The organism is Gottfriedia sp. S16(2024), from assembly GCF_050473765.1.
Taxonomy (GTDB): domain Bacteria; phylum Bacillota; class Bacilli; order Bacillales; family Bacillaceae_G; genus Gottfriedia.
The window spans coordinates 4,445,112-4,461,084 of sequence record NZ_JBFLUO010000001.1; the positions used below are offsets into that span (position 1 = coordinate 4,445,112).

Here is a 15,973-nt window from a genome sequence, read left to right on the forward strand (position 1 = left end):
CTTCTCTCTATTTTTTTGTAGCTTCAACGATCCATACAAAATCATTATATTGTTCGAATTTCACATCAAAACCATTTTTTTCAAAATGTGAACGAACAACTGGGATTAATGGATAATATTCTCTAATTAAATCATCTCTTAGATTGATATAATTTGCATTTTCAGCTTTTGTAATTTCATTTTTATATTCGTTTTCTGTTAAAAACATTGTATCTGCAAATACGATTTTCCCATTTGTGTTCAATAATGAGCTATATATTTTAATAGCTTCATATTTTTCTTGATCAGTTAAATGATGAAAAACGTATGAACTTACAATTGTATCGATCCCGGCCTGTGGTTTTGGAAAATCAATTAAATCTCCGTCGTGAATCGTAATATTCTCGCCCAATTTCTTTGAGGCAATAATTCTCATCTCGGGAGATGGCTCGATTGGAAATACAGTTTTTCCTTTATCAAGAAGTAACTTTGTTAAATTCCCTGTACCAATTCCAAATTCGAGAACGCTATTTCCACTTCTATTAACAATTTCATTCAGTATTTCATCATAACGTCGAAATGCTTCTTTATATTCTGGGTCATGGCCTTGAACAAAAGAATCGTAACTATCTGCCCAACCAGTAAAAACGTCTAAAAACTCTCTACCCATTTATCTCACCTTTGATGTTTGAAATATTAATGCTTGTTCTAGGTCTTCGATTAAATCTTCTAAATCTTCTAGACCAACCGATAATCGAATTAATTCATCAGAAATTCCGGATGCAATTCGTTTTTCTCTTGGGATTGAAGCATGCGTCATTTTTGAAGGAATCCCTACAAGACTTTCAACTGCTCCTAAACTTTCAGCTAATGTAAACCACTTTAATTTACCTACGAATTCTTCTGGATCTAAACCTTCTTTTAATTCAAAAGATAACATGCCACCAAATCCACTGCTTTGTTGTTTTGCTAATTCATGGTTTGGATGTGTCGATAATCCAGGATAGAAAACTTTATTTACATTTGGATGATTCGATAAGAACGTCACAATTTCATGCGTATTTCTTTCATGTTCTTCCATTCTAATTCCAAGTGTTTTAATACCACGTTGTAATAACCAGCTATCGTTTGGCCCTAAAACTCCACCAATCGAGTTTTGATAAAATGCTAAATCTTCAGCTAATTCTTCTTTATTCGTTACAACAACTCCAGCTACTACGTCACTATGTCCTCCAAGGTATTTAGTTCCACTATGAACGACGATATCAGCACCTAGTGTAAGAGGTTGTTGCCAGTATGGAGTAGCAAAAGTATTATCAACAATCGTTAATAAGTCATATTCATTTGCAAGTTTTGCAATTGCTTTAATATCAGTAATTTTTAATAATGGATTACTAGGTGACTCAATAAAAATTGCTTTTGTATTTGGTGAAATAACATTTTCAACTAAAGTAATATTACTTGTATCAACAAATGTAGCTGTTATGCCTAAATTTGATAACACTCTTGTAAGTAATCGGTAAGTACCACCATAAACATCATCACCGACTACGATATGGTCACCAGTCTTGAATAAACTAAACACAGTATGAATAGCTGCCATTCCTGATGCAAATGCAAATCCTGCAACACCGTGTTCAATATCTTTCATTAACTCTTCAAGAGCATGTCGTGTCGGATTGCCTGTTCTGGAATATTCAAATCCTCTATGTTTACCAACAGCATCTTGTTTATACGTACTAGTTTGATAAATCGGAACACTAACCGCACCAGTTGTTTCATCTCTACTAATTCCCCCGTGTATTAACGCCGTCTTTTTCTTCATATTTTATCCCTCACTATATATGTTTTTACTTAAGTATCTTTCACTACTATCTGGGAAAATCGTTACGATTGTACTCCCTGGTTTTGCTTTATTTGCTTCTAATAAACTTGCATATAACACAGCTCCTGAGGAACTTCCTACTAAAAGTCCTTCTTTCGTTGCTAGTTCTTTGACTAAACGAAATGCGTCTGTATCAAGTACTGTATGAATAGCATCAAATAATTTTGTATCTACAAAGGCAGGAATAAATTCCATTCCAATTCCTTCTGTATCATGTGAACCTGGCTTTCCACCATTTAAGATTGATCCTTCTGGTTCAACAATCACTGTTTTTACATTTTGTAATTTATCTTTTAAATACTGGGCTGTACCAGTAAATGTTCCTCCACTACCAGCTCCAGCAACAAATACATCTATTTTTCCATCTAGTTGGTCAACTAATTCAGGACCTAATGTTTTGTAATAGGTTCTTGGATTTGCTTCATTACTAAATTGTGATGGTACAAATGAATTCGGTATTTCTTTTGAGAGCTCATTCGCTTTTTTAATTGCACCTGTCATTCCATCTTCTGTAGGTGTGTTCACAATTTTTGCTCCAAGTGCTTTCATCAATGTTTGTTTTTCAATACTGAATTTTTCAGGAACAACAAATAGAACATTTACACCATATTTTATAGCTGCTAGTGCTAAACCAATTCCTGTATTTCCGGCGGTTGGTTCAATGACTGTACCACCTTTTTCTAATTTACCTTCGTTAAGTGCACTTTCTAATAATTCCATTCCAAGTCGATCTTTTACACTTCCACCTGGGTTACAGAATTCTAATTTTGCAAATAGTCTTGTTCCTTTTGGTAAAGGGAATGTTGTAATTTCAAGCAATGGTGTTGATCCGATCAGCTCGTGTACTGATTTTACAACTTTCATAATTTCAAGCTCCTTTATGTCACAAAAAGGTTAGTTTCTTCCAATCCATTATATGCAACATGGGTAAAATTGAATGTTGTCTTAATACCAACTATTCTTATTGGTATTATAAGATATTAATTTTAAATGCGCAATAAAAAAGTACTTTTATCCTAAAATAAAAGTACTTTTTCACTGTTTCAAATCGTATGCGTTGGGTTAAGAAAAGAACATCGTTACAAAAATGATTGAGAAAATAATACTGATTGCATCTGCAATTAAACCTACTTTTAATGCATCACCCATTTTACGAATTCCTACCGCTCCAAAATACACCGTTAAAACATATAGCGTTGTATCTGTACTGCCTTGCATAGTCGAAGCTAACCTTCCGATAAATGAATCCGGTCCATATGTTTTAATTAAATCCGAAGTAATCCCTAAAGCGGCCGAACCAGAAATAGGTCGAATAATTGCTAGCGGAAAAACTTCTGCCGGAATACCTAATGAACTTAATAATGGACGCATAAGTTCTACACAAAACTCTAGAGCACCTGACGCTCTAAAGATCGAGATCGATACTAGCATCCCTACTAAAAATGGAATTAATTGCACTGCAATTGTTACACCCTCTTTTCCACCTTCAACAAAAGATTCATACGTAGGCACCTTTTTCCAAGTTCCATGTATTAAAATGACAGCGATAATAAATGGAATAATATAAAGTGAAATAGTATTCATATATCCCATTTATTTTCTCCCCTTTCGATTTCGCCTACTTGCAAAAAAACTATTTACCGCGAGTCCCCCAATAAATGAAACGATCTGTGCAAGGATTGTAACACCTACTATTTCGGTCGGATTTGCAGAATGATAAGACATTCTAACTCCGATCACTGTTGTAGGAATTAAAGTGATTGCACTTGTATTTAAAGTTAAAAATGTAATCATGTCATCACTTGCTTCAATACTATTTCTATTTAACACTTTTAGTTGTTCCATCGCCTTTATACCTAATGGTGTTGCGGCATTTCCTAAACCGAATAAATTGGCGACCATATTTGACATAATATAACCTAGTGCCGGATGGTCTTTAGGGATTCTCGGAAATAGGAAAGATAGGAATGGTTGAAATAATTTCGAAAGAATTTTTAATAATCCAGATTCTTCTGCTATTCGCATTAAACCTAACCAAAAAACAAGCACACTAACTAGTCCAATAATAATGGTAATTGCTTGCTTTCCTCCGTCAAATACTGCTTTATTTACTTCATCCATGGTGCCATTAATCATTGCAAAAACAAAACCAATTATTGTAAGAGCAACCCAAATGATATTAACCATCAGAGTGCTCTCCCATTAAGTTTAATAGAACTTGTTTCCCATTTTGGATTATTTCTTTTGTAAATATTTTGACCTTACTATCGCTATAAAATATATTTCTAAATCCAATTTGTTCACCTTCTAGTTCGATAATCGCTTTACCAACAATTGCATCATTAGCAATTTTTTTCTTGGTCGGCTTTTGCATTTCAATCGTGATTCTTACTTGATCACGCTCTTTTTTATCTAAAGGATAAGAGAAGTCATTTTTCATATAAACATGTCCTTTATATTTTTTATCTGTGACTTCTTTAATTCCTCCTTTACTTAAAACTTTCGTTAAAGGATAGTTACTGAAACCATATTCGAATAGTGACATATGATCTTGCCAATCTTGCCCATCATTTAGTGTTACGACAATTAAATCCATTCCGTTTTTTGAAGCAGTTGATACGAGTGTTCTTTTTGCTTTTTTAGTAAATCCAGTTTTACCTCCAGTACTATACTTGTACATGAAAGTAAGCAATTTGTTTTTATTCTTCCAAACATAATCCCAAGATTCTGCCGTATTTGGGGCACGGTGTACTTTTGTACCTGCAATTTTTGCATATTTAGGATTTTCCATAGCGTATCTCGTTAATAACGCCATATCATAAGCAGATGAGTAATGCTCTTTTCCTTGCTGATCAAGTCCTGATGGATTGCTAAAATATGTATTACTCATTCCGATTTCTTTTGCTTTTTCGTTCATCATATAAACAAATCCTTCGATGCTACCACCTACAGCCTCGGCAATTGCATTAGCCGCATCATTCCCAGACCTAAGCATTAAACCATAAACTAAATCTTCAAGTTTAATTTTTTGTCCTGGTTTTAAATAAATGGATGATCCTTCTGTTTGCACTGCCCTTGAACTAATTGTTATCGTGTTTTGCATTTTACCGGACTCTACAGCGAGTATTGCAGTCATTATTTTTGTTATGCTGGCGATTCTTTCAGAGTCATGCATTGCTTTACCATACAAGATTCGTCCAGTTTTTTGATCCATCAAAACTGCATTTCTAGCACTAACTCCTCCAAATGCTTTAACATTATTCGTCGGAATAATAATTCCGATTAAAAATAAGCCAATGATTCCGATTACTAGCCATTTTTTCATCTTTCGCATCAACTCCACAGTTAGTCCTAATTAGTACAAGTTTACGAATTACATTATAAAAAAATGACTTTTTTTTTAAGAAAAAAGTGCTGAACTTGTTCAGATATACAACCTGAGCAATTCCAGCACCTACTATTTTACGCTTATTAATAAAATGGTTGCCATTTTAATTGACTAGCATAATCATATCGATAATTTACATCTGGCCAATTAACAATGTTCCAAAAATTTGTAATGTATGCGTCTTTATCAAATTTATACTGCAAATAATAAGCATGCTCCCAAACGTCCAAAACTAGCAATGGAATTGTATCCCATTGAGTAAAGAATTGATGTTTTTCAGTTTGAAGAATCTCCAACCGATTCGCTCTTGGAACCCAAACTAAAATCGCCCAACCGACACCTTCCACTTTTTTAGCAGCCTGTGTAAAATGCTCTTTAAAGGCTTCATAACTTCCGAAGTCATCTTCAATTTGTTTTAAAAAAGCCCCATGAGGTTGCCCTCCACCTGATTTACTTAAATTATTCCAAAATATCGTATGCAAATAATGACCAGACCCATGAAATGCAAGCTCTCTTTCCCAATGCTTTAATAAATCGTATGCCTTATTCTTTCTTGCCTTTTCTAATTCAATCTCAGCTTTATTTAAACCATCTACATAACTTTTATGGTGCTTATCATGATGTAGCATCATAATTTCTTTTGATATATATGGCTCGAGTGCATTATATGGGTATGGTAAAGGCGGGAGCTCGTGCTTACCAATCCCCACTCTCTCTTCGACTTCTATTACCCGATACGCATAGCTATCATCATATTCCTCTTCATTTAAAATTGAAATTAATCGTTCTTGGATATCATCCACATCCATACTAATTTCATCTAAAAAGGAATTTTGATCTACATAATGACCTTTTGTCCCCATTCTGTTTAACAATAGTTTAACTTTATATTCTAATAGTTCTTTTTCTTGAATATGGTCAAATCTTTCAGACAGCAACTGTAATACATTCGCACACCAGATTTCTACCTCCTGAAAGTAAGTGACGAGTTCAGATTGATTTAACATCATACACCTCCATCAGAGAAAATAAATTTCTCTTCTACTTTCCATTGTATGATATTAAATTTATAGCTATTACCGGTATTCATGCGATTCACGCGATTAATGGAATTAACGTATTTAAGATGTTAATTCCGCATCCTCTTATATAAAATGATTAGTTAAGTTTTTCTAAAACGGTCTGATTTTCTGAGTAAAACTCCATTTTTAATGAGATCACTTTTTCCAATTCATAAACAATCATCATTAAACTAGCTCTAGTCTCAAACTCATCTCTTGATTCAGGTAATGGCATCTTTCTAAAATCATTCATCATATGACTAAATTCCCCTAATAATTCAATCCCTGTAGATTTTTCTTTTAAATAAACACCTGTGTCCTCAAAAAATTCTGCGATAATTTTTGAATGCGGATAATTTAACGCAACCTTTTTTAATAATGGGATGATTTGATTCGATATGATTTCGAATTGACGTTCTCTCATTTCAAAATAATTAATATAATATAAGTTTGATTTTACAAAACTATTTTCAACTTGCCTGTAAGCTAATGATTTCGCCGTTTGTAAAAGGTTTTTTGTTTCATAAATTAATTCATTTTGTGAATCTTCATCCTTACCCTTCATTTTTAAAGCAATTCCTAGAAGTAACATTTTAAAATTTTGCTCGATTTTCTTTTGAGATTCAATCATCTTCTTCTCAATACTTGGCATATATGTATTCATTATTAAAGCAATTAAGATCCCAACTGCTAAAATTTCAACTTGATTAATTAAGAAAGATATTGATTTATTGTTACTCACATAAATTTGCAAAACGATCACTGAGCTTGGTATGATTCCTTCTTGTAACTTCAATGTGACTAATAAGGGTATAGTTAAAAGAAAATAAATGACAACTGTTAATGGGGTATAGCTTAAAAATTCAAACATCATCCATCCAATTAACATTGCAATAACTGATGCAACAAATCTTTGAATTGCAACAATAAATGATCTGCGTTTTGTATTTTGAATACTTAATAGCGTGACGACAGCAGCAGTACTGTAATTTTGTAAATGTAGAGCTTCTGCGATTAATAGAGATATACCACTTCCGATTGCTGTTTTGATTGTCCTTTGTCCAATTGAATACATTTGTTTCATTTTAAGTCCTCTTCTCTTACAAAGAAATTTCTATAGTATTGTAACGTATCTTAGATAAAAATTACTAGATATATCCATTTTTTTGAGTTTTATACAAAATGAAAAGACTAGAAAATTTCTAGTCTTTTTCTCTTAACGATATTATTTACATTTAACTATTTTCTAATTACTGTTTGTATTGTTGCATCAGTTTTGTTGAATAATCTGTTTCATAATACTCAAGTTCTTCTCGCATTTGTTGAAAAACTTTTTCTAAAGACGAAAATAGGTCTTGAAGAGTACCAGGTACAGCTTTATAAAATGTAATTGCTTGATTACCTGTGTATGCTGCACGACTATTTTCATACCATGCATCGTTTTTAGGAGAGAAGAATTCAGCGATACATCTGTGATAAATTTTATGTAAAGTATCTTCAGCTGTTGCTTTATGGAACTGTCCACTTAAAATTTTCTCACAAACTTCTTTAGCATCCTCACAATATACTGTAATTCTACGTAATGAAGAGAGTATTTTTTCTAAGTAGTTAGTATCCACTGATTGATTTTCATGTTGAAATGACGGTAAAGAATTCCTATTTAAAAACAAATTACACTCTAGACCAACAATCCCTAATTGATTACCTACAATTTTTAATTGATGCTCTACCATCTTATTCGACATTTTTTTCCCTCCGTTAAATTAGATCGATATTTCTATTTTATTTGAATTTTGCTTAATACTTCTCGCATATCCTACCAATTTATCAAAATCAACACCTTGTAGCTCTTTTACAAATTGATCTATTTCATTAATATATATTCGCTTTCTTCCACGATAATCAGGATTTTTAATAATTAGCGCAAGTGCCACTAAATCACGAAAATCGACTGATTGGTCACCATTTTCATATAATCTAGTTGTTTTTAAATCACTTAGTTCGGAAAGTTGTTCTTCAAAAAAGCGAACATATAAGACAGAAGTTACAATTTTTTGACCATTATATTCATATTCAACTTCGGAACGATTAAAAATGTCTTCTGAAGTATTTGATTGAGCCTTTACTAATTCATACCCATGACAATTATAAATTAACAATTCTTTCACCCTCCAAGATTTCCATAGTATTAGTTTAACATAGGATACATAAAGATTTGCAGAATTTTTTAACTAATCTTGTTTTTCAAATTTGCTAAAAAATAAATCTGCTTCTTCTTCAACCTCTTCCATTTTTAAATCTTGTGGGAGTGGAGGTAATTCTTTAATGTTTTTTAGGCCAAAATAATCTAAAAACTCAGAAGTAGTACCGTATAAAATTGCACGTCCAGTACCTTCAGCCCGTCCAACTTCTTTAATTAAATATTTCGAGACAAGCGTTTGAATTGGTTTTTCAGTCTTAACTCCACGAATATCTTCAATTTCTGTCCTCGTAATTGGTTGTTGATATGCAACAATCGCTAAAGTTTCTAATGCTGCTTGTGACAGCGAAGAGTTCGATGGGCTTTCAACTAATTTTTTGAAAAACTCACCATGTTCCCTCTTTGAAGTAAGTTTATATCTGTTAGCTAGAATTCTAATTTGTAAGCCTCTGTTAGGATTTTCATATTCTTTTTTAAGATTCTCCATTAATTCTAGAACTTCGGTTTGACCTAATTCTAAAGTCTCAGATAGCTCGACCATCGAAATTCCTTCATCGCCAGCTACAAATAAAAGTCCTTCTAGAACTCCTACTAAATTTTTTTCCTGTTCCATTACAAGTACACCTCAGCTTGCTTATCTTCAAAAACCTCACGTGATGTAAGAAAAATTTCTGAAAAGTTTTGTTCCTGTTCTACTACAATGTCTTTTGTTTTCATTAACTCCAATATTGCTAAAAAAGTAACTACAATACTTTCTTTATCATTATGTGGAAATAAACTGATGAAATTAGTTCTCTTTTTAATACTTTTTAAGTAGGTAATAATTTCATCCATCCTTTTGTCGATCGATATTTCTTCACGAACAATTTTAGTTTGAAGTGGTTCTTGTAGCTTTTTACGTTTAAATAGCTTTTGAAGTGCACCAAACATATCGTAAATTGTTACATCAGTTGGCATGACAATATCTTCTGGTCTCGGTCCATATTCGGACAAATCAACTGGATTTCGAGTAAAAATCATCGCCCGTTCTGATTCTTTTTCCTGAAATACGATCGCCGCTTCCTTAAATTGCTTATATATAATTAATCGATTCATTAATTCTTCTCTAGGGTCTTCTTCAAGTATTGCATCCCAATCAGCTTGTTCTTCATGATTAGGTAAAATACTTTTACTTTTCATCGCAAGTAATTCAGCTGCCATCACTAAATATTCACTTGCAATATCCAATTCTAATTCTTTCATTGTATGAATATATGAAACATATTGATCTGTTATTTCAGATACAGGTATATCATAAATATCAATTTCAAATCGTTGAATTAAATGAAGTAATAAATCTAATGGCCCTTCAAATGCATCAATTTTAACTTCATATTGCTTCACAAACTACTCACCAACTTACTTTAAAATAAAAATATACTCTATAACAGTATAAAGTATTATTTCATAAAACTATATAACAGAAAAGGATTTTTCATCGATGAAGTTACTTTGTTCCTAAATTTTTAGTTTTACGCCTATACCATTTTCTAAAATTTTTCATAAGATATCAGTGCAAGAAGAATTATATTTTTGGTAAGGAGGTTATTTCATGAGTAAAGGTGTTTCTCCAGAGTTCGGCGGTTTCGGCCACGGCAGAGGCTTTGCTTTAATCGTAGTATTATTTATTTTATTAATCATCGTTGGATGTGCTTTCGTCTGTTAATTTAACCCCGTGAATAAACAAAACGTGAAAGTCTAGACATTGCTCTAGGCTTTCTTCTTTTTAAATTTTTCCATTTCTGATAAAATTTTAGTAATAAAGAGGTGAAAAACTTGGTCCATTACAATAAAAACGAGCGGTACATAAAATATTTATGTCATTTCCATTTTGATCAAGATTTTTTTGAATGTCATGAAATTCTTGAGGAACAATGGAAACTTGAATTAAATCATCATTATAAAAAGGTCTGGTTAGGTTTAATCAGATTATCGGTAGTGTTATATCATTATAGAAGAAGAAACTTTACTGGTGCTAAAAAATTATTTCGACACGTAATTACCTTTTCAAATGATTCTAATTTATTGGAAATGGCTGGAATTGATCAATTGCGCTTTAAACAAATCATATCAAATTTACAGTTAAATCTTCAAAATGAAACGGAATATCACCATTTTGACCTCCCATTAAATGACCAAGAATTGATTGAAAGATATCAAAATCAAAAAGAATATTACTCGTCTTTTACGGAAGATTTAATTAATAAACATTCTACAAGAGATCGAACAGATGTCATTTCAGAAAGATTAAAGCAATTAGAATTACGAAGAAAAGTTTAGAGGAAAGGTGCTCAAAAAATTGGGCACCTTTTTTCTGTGTTTCGAAATAGAAGTTGAATCGTACTTACCCATGACTGGTTTATGAGTAAGCAAAGTGCAAATTGTTGTTTCATTCATACTCATAACCGGCCTATGAGTATGTAAAATCGCATGAAGTTTAAAAAACCTTACTCTTGAATGGTTCATGGAACCATTTTTTCTACAGTGTAAAAAAAGTGCTCAAAAAATTGAGCACTTTTTCTATAATACTTTCAAACTAACATGACAATGTTCAATGAATGAAGCTACTTCTTGCGTTGTTACGATTGTATAGTCTGTATACTGAGATCGAATCGCATCGTAAAGTGAAGTTGCAATACCTTGATTTCGGAATGAAGGGTTTACACTTAAATGTTTAATCATAATAACCTTATCTGGTAGAAGTTGTATTCCAATAATCCCAACAATATCGTCTAATTTCCAAAGGAACAAATGATTATCATCTTTAGTTTCATAATCTTTAATCGTATTTACTAAGCTCTTCACATTCTTTTCATTCGGCATAAACGAAAGCAGGCCCATTGCAATTTTCTCATATGTTTTCTTATACCTAATTAACATGTTAACCCCTCTTAAAAATTATTAAAACTCTAATTATCTTCTAAACCAATACATAATATATGATTGATTATCCCTCTATAGTACGATAAATATAAAAATACGTTCCAAATATATCAATATTTCAAATATATAATTCTCACATTTTTCTGTCAAGTCAGAAAACCGGAGAGATGGAAAAACGGGATATATGGTATAGGTGAGAATTTAAACTGATTTAGAGTACTAGTCATGTATTTTTCCTGCCCATCCAACCTTATAGGCTTTTGTCACCAATTAGATAAATTTGAATACAGTAAATTTTAGTTAGAGTTATATAAAAGGGTGATCATTATGAGGTTGGATTTAGATTATTCATCACCAAATATTCAATATACTTATGATATAAATAAAAATCATGCATTTGTAAAGGACAGTCAAAACTTTATCAATCAATTAAGTGTTAATGATTTGAATACTTTGGATAATTTGTCTTTATTGGATATATCTTTAAGTGCAAATAATGTTGTAGAGCCACATTATCATCAAAATTCATCAGAATTAGTCTATTGTATTTCTGGTGCAGCAGTTGTATCAATCTTAAATCCTTATACAAAGCAACTATTAAATTTCCCAATTACTCCTGGTCAAGTTGCAAACGTACCACAAGGCTGGTGGCATTATGAAATTGCAACTGTTGACAATACTCATTTATTAGCAATATTTAATGCACCTTCCCCAGACGTAATTTTATTCTCTGATTTAATGAAATTTACACCTTCAAATATTGTCTCACATACTTACTGTCTTGATGAAAACCAATGGAAAACAGCAACTGCAAATTTACAACCTTCTATATTTATAGGACCACCAAGAAATTGTAATCGACAAGTTCAAAACGAGCATGAATTTTCAAATCAGCAGAATCAAAATTATTATCCAAACTCCTATTACAACCAGAATTATTATCAACAGCGTTTTTAATTGCAAGATCAAGTGAGACCAGTTAGTCGAATTAAAAAAGTCAAAACTGCAATTAAATCTGCGCAAGTGCAATTAAAAAATCCAAAACTGCAATTAAATTTGGCAAATCTACAATTAAAAAAGTTATATCTGCAATTAAAATTTAAAAAACTGCAAATAAGACTATGAAACATGTGGAAATAGATTATGAGAACCAAGAAAATAGAAGAAATAACATGAAATCGCATGTGAAACAATAAAAACTAAACATATTTCAAAAAAAACCAAAATAAATCTTCAACTTAACCTTCTCTAAATAGTCCGAGATGTTATTAAATAATTTCACCGTTAAAACAACAAAGAACATGTTAAAAAACCACAAGGAAAAATTTTTCCCTTGTGGCTTTTTTCATTTGAAATCTATTTAGAGTGACCTCTTAAATGGTTTGACTATTCTTCGTCCCAAACCTTAACTTCTTGCATAACATCGCCATTACGCATTCTTAAAACTGTATCCATACCTTCGATTACTTGACCGAATACTGTATGTACTCCATCTAAATGTGGTTGTGGCTCGTGAACGATAAAGAATTGGCTACCACCAGTATCTTTTCCAGCATGTGCCATTGATAAAGATCCAGCTTTATGTTTTAATGGGTTACCTACAGTTTCACATTTGATTTTGTATCCTGGGCCACCTGTTCCATTACCGTTTGGATCTCCACCTTGAGATACAAATCCAGGAATTACACGGTGGAAAGTTAATCCATTGTAGAAACCTTCACGGATTAATTTTTCAAAGTTTTCAACTGTACCTGGTGCATGCTCTGGGAATAATTCGATTAAGATTTGTTCGCCATTTTCAAACGTAATACTTGCTTTTTTCATAATAAAAAATCCTCCTTATGTATGTACAACTTTATAAGACTTAATTGTCCTATATTTTTTCATTACTGAATAAATTAGTAACGCTGATATTATCATACAAAAAACAAAAAGTAATGACAAGTTTTCGAAAATGACTATAATAGTGTTGTAAGATGTAAAATTTGGATTATTGTAAAGGGAGTGTCTCTTTGTTAAAACGAAAGTTATTAGCGTTCACCATATCAATGGGATTAGTAGCTATGCCTTTATCGGTATTTGCTGATGCTGTTCCGGGTGAAACGATTGTTACTCTTGGGCAAAATTTATCTGAAACGCAAAAGAAATCATTATTAGCTGAAATGGGTGCGCCATCTGATGCTAGAATTGTGACTGTTTCAAATCAAGAGGAGCATAAATATTTAGATGGTACTGTGCCTAGTGCTCAAATCGGTACTCGAGCTCTTTCATCTGCTATGATTACAATTGGTGAAAAAAATACAGGCATCGTCGTTCAATCAAATAATATTTCATGGGTTACTAACTCAATGTATACAAATGCTTTAATCACTGCTGGATTAAAGGATGCAAATATTGTAATTACTGCACCATTTCAAGTCTCTGGTACAGCTGCTTTAACTGGGATTATGAAGGCTTATGAGCTAAGTTCTGGTCAAGTTATACCTGATGATGTTAAAAAAGTAGCAAATGAAGAAATGGTTAAAACTGCCGAACTTGGTGATTCAGTAGGTAATGAAAAAGCTGTACAACTTGTCACTAAAGTGAAAGAAGAGCTAGCTAAAAATCCAAACATGTCAACCGATGAATTAAAATCATTAATTGATCGATTAGCAAAGGATCTTGGAATTACATTAACTGCTGATCAAAAAGCTAGTTTGATGAATTTATTTGAAAAAATGAAAGATTTAAATATTAACTGGGATCAAGTAGGAAACCAATTAACAAAAGCTAAAAATAAAATCTCAGATTATCTAAATTCTAAAGAAGGCCAATCTTTTATTGAAAAACTTAAAGATTTCTTCTCTGCATTATTTGATGCGATTGTTTCATTATTTAAATAATTATGAAAGAAACCCGGTTACTTAAAAAAGTAACTGGGTTTTTTTGATGTTAAAATTCAAGCTACAAATAAAAGATGAAATATTGCAAATAAATCGTTGGCTGCAAATAATTATCAAAACAAATAAAAAGTGCTGTTGAGATACCTCACTAGCACTAGTACATTTTTTAAAATTAAAATGAGGGCGCTTATTTGTCAGTTGATCTGACTCCTGAGACAGCCCCCTTCCTTTATTCTTAAGTCAACAAATCAAATGGTAGCATCACCGATTGTTTTTCCACCTTTTTTATGTTGACTTTCACTAGCTTTTGTACGGACAACTAAGTGCCAAAATGCTCTGCCATCGAATGGAATAAATGGCCAAAAATAAGGTGTATTTAAAGTATTCAGGCTTGCTAAAAACAGAATGAATAATGTCGAACCAATCATAAAGCCTTTAACACCTAATATTGCTGTTAAAATTAAGATTCCAAACTTGGCTAATTTATTTGCAAGTGCTAGCTCATAACTAGGGGTAGCATATGATCCAATCATTGACACAGCCGTATATAAGACTACTTCTGGTTGGAAAAGACCCACATCAATTGCGACTTGTCCAATTAATACTGCTGCAATAATACCCATCGAGGTGGAAACTGCATTTGGTGTATGTATACTTGCCATTCTGAGGAATTCAATCCCCAAATCAGCAATAATTAATTGTAAATAAATTGGAATATTACTTGTTTCTTTTGGTCCTATATAACTTAATGATTTTGGTAATACCTCTGGATAATTACATAATAGTAACCAAAATGGTAATAAAAAGACTGACATAAAAATCCCCATATAACGACACCATCGAAGGAATGTTCCGACAGAAGGAGTTTGTCTGAACTCTTCTGCATGTTGCATATGGTGGTAATATGTTGCCGGCGTAATGATTACGCTCGGAGATGTATCCACGATAATACATACATGTCCTTCAAGTATGTGGTTTGCAACGACGTCAGGTCTTTCTGAATATCTAACTAAAGGAAACGGATTATACCCTTGCTTTAATATAAATTCCTCTAATTTCTTATCTGACATTGTAAGACCATCAACGTGAATACCTGTAATTCGATCTCGAATTTCTGTAACAAGTTCCGCGTGTGCTAAACCTTCTATATACGATAAACAAACATCAGTCTTTGAACTTTCACCTACTTGAAGAATTTCATTTCTTAAATTTTCATCGCGAATACGTCTTCTTATTAGCCCAGTATTATTAATAATGTTTTCAGTAAAACCATCTCGCGAACCACGTACTACTCGTTCGGTATCTGGTTCAGTTGGTCCACGCCCAGGATAGCTCCTAACATCGACTGCAAGCCCTTTATCTTCTCCGTCAACTAGTACTACAATCAAACCAGATAATACTTTCTTTATAACATCTTCAAATGTTAAAACAATCTCTACAGATTGATGGACAATCGTATCCTCAATATTTTTAAACATCGATTTATTTTTCTCGACTTTTTCTAGCCCGATTAAGTCGTCTAAAAATCTTTGAATAAAGCTTGTATCCGTTAATCCGTTTACATAATATAGATTAACTTCAACTTTATTTACAAAAATCACACGTTTTCCGATATCAAAACTTACTCCATAACCTATTCGATCACTTATTGTATAA

General features: G+C 32.3%; 19 protein-coding genes. 4 read left to right on the forward strand and 15 right to left on the reverse strand.

Annotation, left to right across the window (positions count from 1 at the left end; translation table 11 throughout):
• Positions 1–7: 7 nt before the first annotated feature.
• The 12 genes from AB1282_RS21260 to AB1282_RS21315 all read right to left on the reverse strand — a co-directional run bounded on the left by AB1282_RS21260 (position 8) and on the right by AB1282_RS21315 (position 9,896).
• Positions 8–649: a class I SAM-dependent DNA methyltransferase gene (locus AB1282_RS21260; protein ID WP_056466817.1), complete on the reverse strand. Its 642-nt coding sequence runs from the start codon at positions 647–649 to the stop codon at positions 8–10.
• The gene (locus AB1282_RS21265) at positions 650–1,804 is read right to left on the reverse strand and encodes a bifunctional cystathionine gamma-lyase/homocysteine desulfhydrase (RefSeq protein ID WP_056466820.1); all 1,155 of its coding nucleotides are present in this window, start codon (positions 1,802–1,804) and stop codon (positions 650–652) included. It lies immediately after the preceding gene.
• Positions 1,805–1,807: 3 nt separating this feature from the next.
• Positions 1,808–2,728, reverse strand: coding sequence for a PLP-dependent cysteine synthase family protein (locus AB1282_RS21270; protein ID WP_056466825.1), 921 nt, complete (start codon positions 2,726–2,728; stop codon positions 1,808–1,810).
• A gap of 198 nt (positions 2,729–2,926) precedes the next feature.
• Complete coding sequence (locus tag AB1282_RS21275) at positions 2,927–3,457, reverse strand: spore maturation protein (protein ID WP_056466828.1); 531 nt, start codon at positions 3,455–3,457, stop codon at positions 2,927–2,929.
• Positions 3,458–4,051: a nucleoside recognition domain-containing protein gene (locus AB1282_RS21280; protein ID WP_056466830.1), complete on the reverse strand. Its 594-nt coding sequence runs from the start codon at positions 4,049–4,051 to the stop codon at positions 3,458–3,460.
• Positions 4,044–5,198: a D-alanyl-D-alanine carboxypeptidase family protein gene (locus AB1282_RS21285; protein WP_056466832.1), complete on the reverse strand. Its 1,155-nt coding sequence runs from the start codon at positions 5,196–5,198 to the stop codon at positions 4,044–4,046. Before AB1282_RS21285 ends, AB1282_RS21280 begins: the two co-directional genes overlap by 8 nt.
• Positions 5,199–5,335: 137 nt before the next feature.
• A complete protein-coding gene (locus tag AB1282_RS21290) occupies positions 5,336–6,259 on the reverse strand; it encodes a superoxide dismutase (RefSeq protein WP_056466835.1) in 924 nt (307 codons plus the stop codon).
• 151 nt (positions 6,260–6,410) lie between these two features.
• Entirely contained in the window at positions 6,411–7,397 is a 987-nt protein-coding gene (locus tag AB1282_RS21295) for an aromatic acid exporter family protein (protein ID WP_056466838.1), read from the reverse strand.
• A gap of 166 nt (positions 7,398–7,563) precedes the next feature.
• Positions 7,564–8,058, reverse strand: coding sequence for a DUF3907 family protein (locus AB1282_RS21300; RefSeq protein WP_056466841.1), 495 nt, complete (start codon positions 8,056–8,058; stop codon positions 7,564–7,566).
• An 18-nt stretch (positions 8,059–8,076) separates the two neighbouring features.
• The gene (locus AB1282_RS21305; protein ID WP_429900326.1) at positions 8,077–8,472 is read right to left on the reverse strand and encodes a hypothetical protein; all 396 of its coding nucleotides are present in this window, start codon (positions 8,470–8,472) and stop codon (positions 8,077–8,079) included.
• Positions 8,473–8,544: 72 nt separating this feature from the next.
• The gene (gene scpB / locus AB1282_RS21310; RefSeq protein WP_429900328.1) at positions 8,545–9,126 is read right to left on the reverse strand and encodes an SMC-Scp complex subunit ScpB; all 582 of its coding nucleotides are present in this window, start codon (positions 9,124–9,126) and stop codon (positions 8,545–8,547) included.
• Positions 9,126–9,896, reverse strand: a complete 771-nt coding sequence (locus AB1282_RS21315; protein ID WP_429900330.1) for a segregation/condensation protein A — start codon at positions 9,894–9,896, stop codon at positions 9,126–9,128. Before AB1282_RS21315 ends, scpB begins: the two co-directional genes overlap by 1 nt.
• A gap of 208 nt (positions 9,897–10,104) precedes the next feature.
• On the opposite strand from AB1282_RS21315, the gene AB1282_RS21320 reads away from it, so the two are divergent.
• Together AB1282_RS21320 and AB1282_RS21325 are read left to right on the forward strand one after the other, a co-directional pair.
• A complete protein-coding gene (locus AB1282_RS21320; protein ID WP_082459343.1) occupies positions 10,105–10,218 on the forward strand; it encodes a YjcZ family sporulation protein in 114 nt (37 codons plus the stop codon).
• A gap of 110 nt (positions 10,219–10,328) precedes the next feature.
• Positions 10,329–10,832, forward strand: a complete 504-nt coding sequence (locus AB1282_RS21325; protein ID WP_429900332.1) for a DUF309 domain-containing protein — start codon at positions 10,329–10,331, stop codon at positions 10,830–10,832.
• A 240-nt stretch (positions 10,833–11,072) separates the two neighbouring features.
• Here AB1282_RS21325 and AB1282_RS21330 read toward each other — a convergent pair whose 3' ends face one another.
• Positions 11,073–11,432: a GNAT family N-acetyltransferase gene (locus AB1282_RS21330; RefSeq protein WP_025672354.1), complete on the reverse strand. Its 360-nt coding sequence runs from the start codon at positions 11,430–11,432 to the stop codon at positions 11,073–11,075.
• A 330-nt stretch (positions 11,433–11,762) separates the two neighbouring features.
• Here AB1282_RS21330 and AB1282_RS21335 point away from each other — a divergent pair, with 330 nt between their 5' ends.
• Positions 11,763–12,392 (forward strand): cupin domain-containing protein, encoded by a 630-nt coding sequence (locus AB1282_RS21335; RefSeq protein WP_429900334.1) that lies wholly within the window; start codon positions 11,763–11,765, stop codon positions 12,390–12,392.
• Positions 12,393–12,821: 429 nt separating this feature from the next.
• On the opposite strand, the gene AB1282_RS21340 is transcribed toward AB1282_RS21335, so the two are convergent.
• Complete coding sequence (locus AB1282_RS21340) at positions 12,822–13,259, reverse strand: peptidylprolyl isomerase (RefSeq protein WP_056466860.1); 438 nt, start codon at positions 13,257–13,259, stop codon at positions 12,822–12,824.
• 224 nt (positions 13,260–13,483) lie between these two features.
• Between AB1282_RS21340 and AB1282_RS21345 the strand changes: the two genes are divergently transcribed.
• Positions 13,484–14,317, forward strand: coding sequence for a DUF1002 domain-containing protein (locus AB1282_RS21345; RefSeq protein WP_390311558.1), 834 nt, complete (start codon positions 13,484–13,486; stop codon positions 14,315–14,317).
• A 248-nt stretch (positions 14,318–14,565) separates the two neighbouring features.
• On the opposite strand, the gene AB1282_RS21350 is transcribed toward AB1282_RS21345, so the two are convergent.
• Positions 14,566–15,966, reverse strand: coding sequence for a spore germination protein (locus AB1282_RS21350; RefSeq protein WP_082459356.1), 1,401 nt, complete (start codon positions 15,964–15,966; stop codon positions 14,566–14,568).
• Positions 15,967–15,973: the final 7 nt, after the last annotated feature.

What these genes read in the sequence shown, in the direction of transcription:
- AB1282_RS21300 (WP_056466841.1), bottom strand. Translation starts at nt 8,058, where the DNA reads ATGTCGAATAAGATGGTAGAGCATCAATTAAAAATTGTAGGTAATCAA.
- AB1282_RS21270 (WP_056466825.1), bottom strand. Translation starts at nt 2,728, where the DNA reads ATGAAAGTTGTAAAATCAGTACACGAGCTGATCGGATCAACACCATTG.
- scpB (WP_429900328.1), bottom strand. Translation starts at nt 9,126, where the DNA reads ATGGAACAGGAAAAAAATTTAGTAGGAGTTCTAGAAGGACTTTTATTT.
- AB1282_RS21280 (WP_056466830.1), bottom strand. Translation starts at nt 4,051, where the DNA reads ATGGTTAATATCATTTGGGTTGCTCTTACAATAATTGGTTTTGTTTTT.
- AB1282_RS21320 (WP_082459343.1), top strand. Translation starts at nt 10,105, where the DNA reads ATGAGTAAAGGTGTTTCTCCAGAGTTCGGCGGTTTCGGCCACGGCAGA.
- AB1282_RS21335 (WP_429900334.1), top strand. Translation starts at nt 11,763, where the DNA reads ATGAGGTTGGATTTAGATTATTCATCACCAAATATTCAATATACTTAT.
- AB1282_RS21285 (WP_056466832.1), bottom strand. Translation starts at nt 5,198, where the DNA reads ATGCGAAAGATGAAAAAATGGCTAGTAATCGGAATCATTGGCTTATTT.
- AB1282_RS21330 (WP_025672354.1), bottom strand. Translation starts at nt 11,432, where the DNA reads ATGTTAATTAGGTATAAGAAAACATATGAGAAAATTGCAATGGGCCTG.
- AB1282_RS21275 (WP_056466828.1), bottom strand. Translation starts at nt 3,457, where the DNA reads ATGGGATATATGAATACTATTTCACTTTATATTATTCCATTTATTATC.
- AB1282_RS21265 (WP_056466820.1), bottom strand. Translation starts at nt 1,804, where the DNA reads ATGAAGAAAAAGACGGCGTTAATACACGGGGGAATTAGTAGAGATGAA.
- AB1282_RS21290 (WP_056466835.1), bottom strand. Translation starts at nt 6,259, where the DNA reads ATGTTAAATCAATCTGAACTCGTCACTTACTTTCAGGAGGTAGAAATC.
- AB1282_RS21295 (WP_056466838.1), bottom strand. Translation starts at nt 7,397, where the DNA reads ATGAAACAAATGTATTCAATTGGACAAAGGACAATCAAAACAGCAATC.
- AB1282_RS21260 (WP_056466817.1), bottom strand. Translation starts at nt 649, where the DNA reads ATGGGTAGAGAGTTTTTAGACGTTTTTACTGGTTGGGCAGATAGTTAC.
- AB1282_RS21340 (WP_056466860.1), bottom strand. Translation starts at nt 13,259, where the DNA reads ATGAAAAAAGCAAGTATTACGTTTGAAAATGGCGAACAAATCTTAATC.
- AB1282_RS21345 (WP_390311558.1), top strand. Translation starts at nt 13,484, where the DNA reads ATGGGATTAGTAGCTATGCCTTTATCGGTATTTGCTGATGCTGTTCCG.